7 protein-coding genes and 1 pseudogene are annotated in these 7,791 nt (G+C 71.8%); 3 read left to right on the plus strand and 5 right to left on the minus strand.

Annotation, left to right across the window (positions count from 1 at the left end; translation table 11 throughout):
• From SACHA_RS0108690 to SACHA_RS21105, 4 genes and pseudogenes are all read right to left on the minus strand, one after another.
• The coding region (locus SACHA_RS0108690; protein WP_028663010.1) for a DUF368 domain-containing protein at nt 1-960 on the minus strand (960 nt) is incomplete at its 3' end.
• Nucleotides 961-1,245: 285 nt separating this feature from the next.
• Nucleotides 1,246-1,851, minus strand: coding sequence for a class F sortase (locus SACHA_RS0108695; RefSeq protein ID WP_019808882.1), 606 nt, complete (start codon nt 1,849-1,851; stop codon nt 1,246-1,248).
• Nucleotides 1,852-1,865: 14 nt separating this feature from the next.
• Nucleotides 1,866-2,558 carry a hypothetical protein gene (locus SACHA_RS25145; RefSeq protein ID WP_232211843.1) on the minus strand — a complete coding sequence of 231 codons (693 nt, stop codon included), beginning with the start codon at nt 2,556-2,558 and terminating at the stop codon, nt 1,866-1,868.
• A 388-nt stretch (nt 2,559-2,946) separates the two neighbouring features.
• A pseudogene (locus SACHA_RS21105) lies at nt 2,947-3,968 on the minus strand (M48 family metallopeptidase).
• A gap of 85 nt (nt 3,969-4,053) precedes the next feature.
• On the opposite strand from SACHA_RS21105, the gene recQ reads away from it, so the two are divergent.
• Together recQ and SACHA_RS0108715 are read left to right on the plus strand one after the other, a co-directional pair.
• Nucleotides 4,054-5,922 carry a DNA helicase RecQ gene (gene recQ / locus SACHA_RS0108710; RefSeq protein ID WP_019808886.1) on the plus strand — a complete coding sequence of 623 codons (1,869 nt, stop codon included), beginning with the start codon at nt 4,054-4,056 and terminating at the stop codon, nt 5,920-5,922.
• Between the two features lie 383 nt (nt 5,923-6,305).
• The gene (locus SACHA_RS0108715) at nt 6,306-6,563 is read left to right on the plus strand and encodes a hypothetical protein (protein WP_019808888.1); all 258 of its coding nucleotides are present in this window, start codon (nt 6,306-6,308) and stop codon (nt 6,561-6,563) included.
• 103 nt (nt 6,564-6,666) lie between these two features.
• Here the strand turns inward: SACHA_RS0108715 and SACHA_RS0108720 are convergent, their stop codons facing one another.
• Nucleotides 6,667-7,470, minus strand: coding sequence for a 3'(2'),5'-bisphosphate nucleotidase CysQ (locus tag SACHA_RS0108720; RefSeq protein ID WP_028663011.1), 804 nt, complete (start codon nt 7,468-7,470; stop codon nt 6,667-6,669).
• Nucleotides 7,471-7,594: 124 nt separating this feature from the next.
• Here SACHA_RS0108720 and SACHA_RS25150 point away from each other — a divergent pair.
• On the plus strand, nt 7,595-7,791 hold a 197-nt coding region (locus tag SACHA_RS25150), incomplete at its 3' end, for an SDR family NAD(P)-dependent oxidoreductase (RefSeq protein ID WP_198010120.1).

The following is a 7,791-nucleotide window of genomic DNA, read 5'->3' on the forward strand; positions in this document are numbered from 1 at the left end:
GTGCCCGGCGCCGGTGCGCATCCTGCGGTCGACGACGAGGAAGCCGGCGACCACCAGGAACCCCGCCGCGCCGAGGGCGAGCGACGGGCCGAGGTGCTCGGTGGGGGCCAGCAGGGCCCGGTCGTCGTCCTGCCACGGCCACAGTGCGCGCAGACTGCCCGCGAGCAGACCCGTCAGCACCACCAGGGTGACGCGCTCCCGGTGTTCCAACAGCCACTGCAGGCCCTTGACGATCGAGGCGAGCCCGAGCAGTGCTCCCAGCGCGAACAGCCCGAGATAACCGAGGTCACGGTCGTTGACGGCGCCGAGCGTGGTCTCGTAGAGCCCGATGGTGAGCAGGATGAACGACCCGGACAACCCGGGCAGCACCAGCGCGGACACGGCGATCGCCGCCGAGAGCAGCACGACCACCGGGTTCGTGCCCACGTCGCCGGGGGGAATGCTGACGACGACGAAGGTCAGCACGGCGGCCGCGGCGCCGAGGCCCCAGTCGAACGGGCGCCACCGGGGTGCGGTGCCCCCGGTCGGCGCGTCCCCCGCCGACGTGGGCGCGTGTGCCGCCAACGAGAACGGCACCCACAGCGACGCCAGCACCAGGCCGAAGAACAGCGCCCGCATCGGCACCGGGTGCTCGGCCATCAGCCCTTCCATCACCCCGGCGACCAGGATGACGGCGGCGAACATCCCCACCAGCAGGGGCAACACGACCCGCCAGTGGACCCGGCGGAACTCCCCGGCGGCGGAGGGGTGGCCCCGGCGGGTCACCGCCTTGACGATCCCCGAGAGCAGATGCCCCGCCGAGGTGATCACGCTGTCGTAGACCCGCACCACCAGCGCCACGGTGCCGCCGCTGACCCCCGGAACGGTCTCGGCCGTGCCGATCAACGCGCCGCGGACCACGTTCAGCGCCAGGGCGGGCCACGACACACGCGTGGCCGGACGAGGCGGGGACTTCGTCACGATCTGCTCCTCGGGTGTGCTCGCGCCCCGGTACCCGGCCTCGCGGGCACACTCCTTCCGGCGGGGCGGAAACCTGCGGTGAGTACGCGCGCACCTCGCGCGGCACGACCGCCATCGTGCCACGTGCCACATACCCGCCCGGACCGCCCGGTGCACCCCCGCCCGGGTGTTGCCGTGAAGGACCCCTTCCCTGCGTCACACGCCGTGAGGGCCCCCTTCACTGCGTCACATGCAGCGAAGGGGGCCTTCACGGCACACACCACCCACGCGGGTGGTGCGGCGGTGTCACGCCCTTTCGGCGTTGACGATGACGTTGTCGGTGTAGCTGTGTTCGGCGTCGTCGAACACGCCGCCGCAGGTGATCAGCCGCAGTTCCGGGCCCTCGGTGTTGCCGTAGACGGCCTCGGTGGGGAACTCCTCCTTGGGCACCCGCTCCGAGCCGGTGACCGTGAACGTCAGCCGCCGGTCGTCACTGCGGTGGACCCGGATCTCGTCCCCGGGTTCGAGGCGGTGCAGGTCGTGGAAGATCCCCGGCTCGCCGTAGCCGTCCACGTGGCCGAGCAGGATCGCGGGACCATCCTCGCCCGGCACCGGGGACAGGCGGTACCACGCCGCCTGCATCGGCTCCCGGGCCGGAGGCACGGCCATCTCGCCCTCCACGGTCACGGCCACCGTGATCAAGTCCGAGGCCGCGCCGATCGCGGGGATCTCCACCCGGGTGGGCCGCAGATCGTCGTAGGGCTTGGTCACCTCCACCGCCGACGCCGGCGGCGGGTCCGACCGCGGGGAACCGCCCGGGCTCCCGCCGGACGACGAGCACCCGGCGGCGAGGGTGACCGCGAGGGTCCCCGTCGCGAGCACGCCGGGGACCCGCCGGGTCGGCTTCCGCATGCGGATCGACACCGTCAACGCCGGGCCGTGCCACCGAGGCCGGTCTCGACCCCGCCCTTCGGCGCGACGTCGACCTGGGCGTCCCCGTCGTTGCGGTCCTGCCAGTCACCGGCGCCGTCGCCGCCCGGGACGGGCACCGGTGCGGAGCCACCGCCGGGACGCCCGCCGCACCGCCAGGTCAGCGAGATCTCGTCCGAGTCGTCGGCGAAGGTGAGGCCGTCCCGCAGGCGCACGAGGTACGACCAGTAGCGGCCGTCGACCTCGTCCTGGTGGGCGCCCTCCAGAATCTCGAAATCCGGCGAACCGACGCCCCGCGGTTCACCCGCGGCACAGGCGATCATGAGGATCCCGAGGCCCCGCTCCGGGTCGATGTCCAGCCCGTAGGCGACGTCGTCGACGTAGTCGGGCTCGCCCCCGGCAGGCGGTTGCGTGGGCTGGGTCGTGGTGCCCGGATCGGAGGGCTCCGTCGGGTCGCCGGGCTCGGTCGGGTCCGTGGGATCCGTGGGATCGGTCGGATCCGTGGGCTCGGTCGGGTCCGTCGGGTCCGTGGGGTCCGTCGGCTCGGTCGGATCCGTGGGATCGGTCGGATCCGTCGGCGTCGGGTCCGTGGGATCGGTCGGGTCCGACGGCTCCGTGGAATCCGAGGGCTCGGGCTGGTCCGTCGGCTCCGTGGTATCCGCCGGGTCGTTCTCCGTGGTCGACTCCACCGTCGTCGTCGATGGAGCGCCCGGTGACGTGGAACCTTCCTCGGGTGTGGCGGAGACCGGGACGGTCACGGCTCCGGCCAGCACCATTCCCGCGACGACTGCCCCCACGAGATGACGTCTCGGCTTTCTCACATTCTTCTCCCATTCCCCAGTGCCGGTCGGCGCGGCGACCGGACGGTGTACGACGGGGTCGGTGCGCCGACTCCCCGACATCATTGACGCCGACGACCCGAAACCCCCCAGTTCGGACGTGCCGGGAATCCTGCCGCACACCCGCACCGGAAGTGAAACCGATTCGGAGTGAAAAACCTCATCCGCCGATGCGGTAACGAAAAGCCGTCCGCGACCGAGCGGGCCTTCGCCACAGGGATCCGCACCCGCCCGCTGTTCAGCCGTCGCGGCCGGTGAACCGGCTCCGGACCTTGTCCGCCGCGCCGGACATCGCCTCGCCGACGTCCGAGAACACCCGCAGCAGCGGATCGGTCGAGGTCGTGAACGAGTCCCGGTAGGAGCGTGCGGCCCCGGCCAGATCCCGCACCCAGTTCGACTGCGGTTCGTCGTCGTACCGCCGCGGATACTGCCCGGTGAGAATGTCGCGGTACTCCGCCGAGGCCGCCCACCGCTGCAACTGGGCGGCACGGACGACGGCGAGCGGATGGCCCATCAGCTCCACGTTGCGCACCTTCGCCAGGCTGTCCCGGATGTCGTCGACGGACTCGTACTCCTCGGCCTGCCGCAGGAACGCGGAAACGTCCACCTCGGACGGATCCGGACCACCCGCGAGCAGCAGGTGCGTCCGCAGCGCCGCCGCGGGGTCCTGGCCGCACAGCAGTCCCGCACGGTCGCACGACAATTCGGCCTTGCGGTACCACTCGTGCAGCGCCGCGAGAACCGCGCGCAGCCCCAGCGCGCTCGCGGGGGTCCAGGACAGCGAGTGCTGCAACCGCAGCAACCGCAGCAGCATCGTCCGGTACAGGGCATGCCCGGACAGCACGTGGCCCATCTCGTGCCCCACCACGAACCGCAGGCCCTCCGCGTCGAGCAGCTCGGCCATGCCCGTGCTCAGCAGGACGAACGGTTCGTCGATGCCGATCGCCATCGCCGAGGCCGCGGGATCCCGCGCCACGAAGAGGTCGGGGACCGGGTCGAGGTCCAGCACTCGCCCGCACTCGGTCCGCACGCGGTCCAGCTCCGGGTACTGGGTCGGCCCGACCCGGACGGCCGAGCCCAACGCCATCAACCGTTCCCGCGCTCGGGGAAGAACCCGGCCACGGCCTTGAGGACCTCGCCGAACCCGGGAACCGTGCGCAGCGTCGCCAGCGCGCCACGGTCCACCGGGTGCTCGTAGGCACGGGGACTGAGGTCCGGGAATCGGACCACGGACGGACCGTCGCCGTCGACAATCGTCATCGAACGCTTCCTTTCGTCGCCCGCGACAGCCTAGAAGCCCGTCACCGCGCCCGGGGGCGGATCGACCACACCTAGGATCGGGGCCGTGCGCACTCCCGAGACGCGGCAGGTGCTGAAGCGGGTCTTCGGCTACGACTCGTTCCGCGACCACCAGAAGGACGTCGTCGACCACGTGACCGCGGGCGGCGACGCACTCGTGCTCATGCCGACCGGCGGCGGCAAGTCGCTGTGCTACCAGGTCCCCGCCCTGGTGCGGGAGGGCGTGGGCGTGGTGATCTCGCCGTTGATCGCGCTGATGCAGGACCAGGTCGACGCCCTGCGGGCGCTCGGCGTGCGGGCGGGCTACCTCAACTCCACCCAGGATCCGGACGAACGCCGCACGGTCGAGGCGGAGTTCCTCGCGGGCGAACTCGATCTGCTGTACCTCGCCCCGGAGCGGCTGCGGGCGGAGAGTACGGCACGCCTCGTCGAGCGCGCGCCGATCTCGCTGTTCGCGATCGACGAGGCGCACTGTGTCTCGCAGTGGGGCCACGACTTCCGTCCCGACTACCTCCAGCTCTCCGACCTGCACGAACGCAGGCCGGACGTGCCGCGTGTGGCGCTGACGGCCACCGCGACCGCCGACACCCGGGCCGAGATCGCCACCCGGCTCCGGCTGACCGGGGCCCGACACTTCGTGGCCGGCTTCGACCGGCCGAACATCCGGTACCGCATCGTCGGCAAGACCGACCCGCGCAAACAGCTGCTCAAGCTGCTGACCGACGAGCACCCGGGCGACTCCGGTATCGTCTACTGCCTCAGCCGCAGGTCCGTGGAGGAGACGGCGTCCTTCCTCGTCGACAACGGGATCGAGGCGCTGCCGTACCACGCCGGGCTCGACGCGGGCACCCGCGCGCGGCACCAGGCGCGGTTCCTGCGGTCCGACGGGCTCGTGGTCGTGGCCACGATCGCCTTCGGCATGGGGATCGACAAGCCCGACGTCCGGTTCGTGGCACATCTCGACCTGCCCAAGTCGGTGGAGGGCTACTACCAGGAGACCGGCCGGGCCGGGCGCGACGGCCTGCCCGCGACGGCCTGGCTCGCCTACGGGCTGCAGGACGTGGTGAACCAGCGCAAGCTGATCGACTCCTCGGACGGCGACGCCGCACACCGCAGGCGCTCGGCCGAGAAGCTCGACGCCATGCTCGCGCTGTGCGAGACGGTCGAGTGCCGGCGCGCGCACCTGCTCGCGTACTTCGGCGAGTCCGCGGGGCCGTGCGGCAACTGCGACACGTGCCTGACCCCGGCCGAGTCGTGGGACGGCACGGTCGCCGCGCAGAAGCTGCTGTCCACGGTGGTACGGCTCCGGCGCGAGCGACGGCAGAAGTTCGGGGTCGGGCAGATCGTCGACATCCTGCGCGGCAAGCGCACCACGAAGGTCGCCCAGCACCGGCACGACGAGCTGTCCGTGTTCGGCGTGGGCTCCGACCTCGGCGACACCGAGTGGCGCGCGGTGGTGCGGCAGCTGCTCGCCCGCGGGTTGCTCGCCGTCGAGGGGGACTACGGGACGCTGGTGACCACCGACAGCTCCGACGAGGTGCTGTACCGGGGCCGCACGGTGTCGATGCGGCGTGAACCCGCCCGGACGGTCACCGGTTCCGGGGCCGCCCGTGGGAAGGCCGACGGCGGGACCGACGGGAGGCGGCGGGTCGAGACCGCCGAGCTCGGCGCCGCGGACACCGCGATGTTCGACCGGCTGCGGGCCTGGCGGGCGGAGGCCGCCAGGGAGCAGGGCGTGCCCGCCTACGTCGTCTTCCACGACGCCACGCTGCGCGAGATCGCCACCCGCCGCCCGGCGTCGTTGTCCGAGCTCGGGGAGGTCGGCGGGGTCGGGGAGAGCAAGCTCGCCCGCTACGGCGAGCGGGTCCTGGACGTGTTGGGCGACGACTCCGCCACCGGGTCCGCCCGGACGTGACCGTGGGGGGCCGGTGGACCACCGGACGCGACCATCTCCACCCTCAGGCGTCCGACACCTTCACCCCATCGGACCATTTGCTATTTCCACGGACAGTTCTTCTGCGTAGCCACTGAGCCACTGGAACGGGTCGACCGGCCGGACCGTCCGGGTTGTCAACTACCGTGCGTAGCACAAGCATGGGCACGACTTCCCTGCTCAACGCACGAATCCGGACCAAACAAGAACACAATGTGATTCAGGCCACCGCTTATCCGGGTGACGGCACGGCATCGCATTTTGCCGTGTGTGACGTTCCGGCGGCTTGTAACTTCGTCCTCGGTTGCGGTCAGAAATCCAGCCGCAGCAGAAGACATCACTCGAGTCGATAGGAATGGGTTAAGGTGTTCAAGAAGTCTGCAATTGTCGCCACCGCCGCGGCCGGCCTGCTGGCGATCGGCTCGCCCGCCCTCGCGACCGCCCCCGGAGACAAAGAGACGAACGTCGAGGACAACACCAGCCAGTTCGGGCTGATCAACGTTGACGACGTCCTCAGCCACAACAACATCGGCATCTGCGACGTGCTCGACGTGGGTGTCGGCATCCTGGGCGTGGGCAACAGCCAGGGCAACTCCACCTGCATCGCCACGGCGGAGAACTGACCGTCGCCCGAACCACGGGTGGGAGGCCGTGTGGCCTCCCACCCGTTTCCATGTGTGCCCCGGGACACCTGACCGCCGCCCGGTTCCCGTACCGGAGCGGCGGTCAGGTGTCGTCGGTGTCCGGCATGGCGGCGGCCACCGCAGCCAGCAGGTCGCGCGCGAGTCCGGGGCGGCAGATCAGCAGATCGGGCAGGTACGGGTCCGGCGCGTTGTACCGCAGGGGAGAACCGTCGAGGCGGGAGGCGTGCAGCCCCGCCGCGTGCGCGATGCCGACCGGGGCCGCCGAGTCCCACTCGTACTGTCCCCCGGCGTGCAGGTAGGCGTCGGCTTCCCCGCGCAGCACGGCCACGGTCTTCGCCCCGGCCGATCCCCTCGGCACCAGATCGGCGTCCAGCCGCGCGGCGACGGCGTTCGCGAAATCGGGTGGACGTGTGTCGCTGACGAGAATACGGACCCGATTCCCGGGTATTTCCGCGCTCGCTTTTTCGGCGGCGAGATCGTCGGTCACCAGGACCTCTCCCGAATCCGGCCGGGCGACGGCCGCGGCGGTGATTCCGGTCCCCGGTTCCCGCGCCGCGGCCGCGGCCTCCCACAACGCCACGTGCACGGTCCAGTCGGGCCTGCCGAGGCCGTACTCCCGGGTGCCGTCCAGCGGATCGACGATCCACACCCGCTCGGCACCGAGGCGGCGCCGGTCGTCGGCCGACTCCTCGGACAACACCGCGTCGCCGGGCCGCTGCTCCAGAAGCGACCGCGTCAGCAGCTCGTTCGCGGCCGCGTCGCCGCGGCGGCCCAGTTCCCTCGGGTCCGTGGCCCCGGCACCGGCGGGCACGTCGTCCCGCAGTCGGAGCAGTTCCACCCCCGCTCGGTCGGCGAGCCGGGCGGCGAGTCGCGCGTCTGTCGTCACACTCCGCAGCCTAGCCCGCCCGGCCCCGGCGGACGGGACCTCGGCTCCGTCCCTCCGAGCGCGATTGCGGCGCCCTGCGGTGGGTAGGTCCCGTACAACAGGACCGAACGCCGGGAGGGCGATGATGGCGTCTCCGTTGGCCGTGGTGACCGGGGCCTCCGCCGGGATCGGACGGGAACTGGCCCGGGAGTTCACCCGGTACGCCTACGACCTGGTGCTGTGCGCCGAGGACGCGCGCGTCGAGGACGTCGCCGCGGAGCTGCGGGGCGCGGGCACCCGGGTGTGGGCGGTGCGGGCCGACCTGGCGACCGGCGACGGGGT

It is taken from the genome of Saccharomonospora halophila 8 (assembly GCF_000383775.1).
GTDB classification, from domain to species: domain Bacteria; phylum Actinomycetota; class Actinomycetes; order Mycobacteriales; family Pseudonocardiaceae; genus Saccharomonospora; species Saccharomonospora halophila.